Source organism: Vibrio sp. 10N.261.52.A1, assembly GCF_002876325.1.
In the GTDB taxonomy this organism is placed as follows: Bacteria; Pseudomonadota; Gammaproteobacteria; order Enterobacterales; family Vibrionaceae; genus Vibrio; species Vibrio chagasii.
In genome coordinates this window covers 1-997 of sequence record NZ_MCYD01001403.1, presented here as the reverse complement: position 1 = coordinate 997, position 997 = coordinate 1, and the positions used below count along the sequence as shown (strand labels likewise).

At 38.8% G+C, this 997-nt stretch carries 1 protein-coding gene and 1 pseudogene; both read left to right on the top strand.

Annotated elements, in window-relative coordinates; translation table 11 throughout:
* The coding region (locus BCT81_RS28385) for a DUF2059 domain-containing protein (RefSeq protein ID WP_241908291.1) at positions 1–517 on the top strand (517 nt) is incomplete at its 5' end.
* Between the two features lie 254 nt (positions 518–771).
* Positions 772–997: pseudogene (locus tag BCT81_RS28380) on the top strand (hypothetical protein); the annotation flags it as partial.

Below are 997 nucleotides of genomic sequence, written 5' to 3'. Positions count from 1 at the left end.
AATATACAGAATTAAGTTCTACAAAATTAAAGGGAATCCAATGTTTAAGGTAGTCAGTTTATTTTTATCGATTTCAATTTTTTCAGTTGCTCAAGCCAATGAAACAGTAGAGTTTGAAACGGCTCAAGAGTTGTTGACTGTAATGGAAGTTGATAAGCAAATGTTAGGTGGCTTTGAGGCTATGTTGCCAATCGTTAATCAGTTAGCTAATAAACTCAAGCTGAACGCTCAAGAGACAGAAGAGCTTAAAGGGATTTACAGGGACTGGTTTGACAACGATATTGATCGAGTAAAAATGCGAACTGAAATAGCGAACCTTTATTCAAGACAATTCACGATGTCAGAAATGAAACAGATAATTGAGTTTTATGGTACACCTATTGGAAAGAAACTTATTCAACAGTCGCCGGAGCTTACAAAGCTTGGAGCGCAGATCGGTATGGCTGAAGCTCAAAATAAGCAACATTTGCTAGTTGAAAAATTGACTCCTTTTATGGAAGAGCACAGCAGCGAGTGATTAATTTCTAGAAAGCAGTTAGCCCCGGTATGAAGTAGCTGTTAACTGCAGCCTGTAATACGACCTCTAATCGGCTATTTGCTCGTGTGAAGTAAAAACCAAATTGCTCTTGAGTAAGCTGACGAATTAAGTCGCCGATATAAATCTCTTTAGGTTGAATCGTAATGCATGGCACTCTACTGTGCATTACGGTAAATGTATTCTCCGTATAATATGATTTATTAATTTCTAGGCTTCGGTTTCACGGAGGAAACATGACAAGCGACCAACTATTGGAAAAGGCACTTTATAGCAGTGCCAGCATCCATCAACCTCACTCTTTAAAAGCTTATTTGGCTGCGAATTATCTGAATGCTTATTTCGCTAAATCAGACAATGTCTGGCTTAAAACGAGTGAGCTGATAGACCAAACTGAGATTGAGGTTTTAGGCGAGTATTCTGCAACGGTGCTGGCGCCAAAGTTTACGGATTCTCGTATTC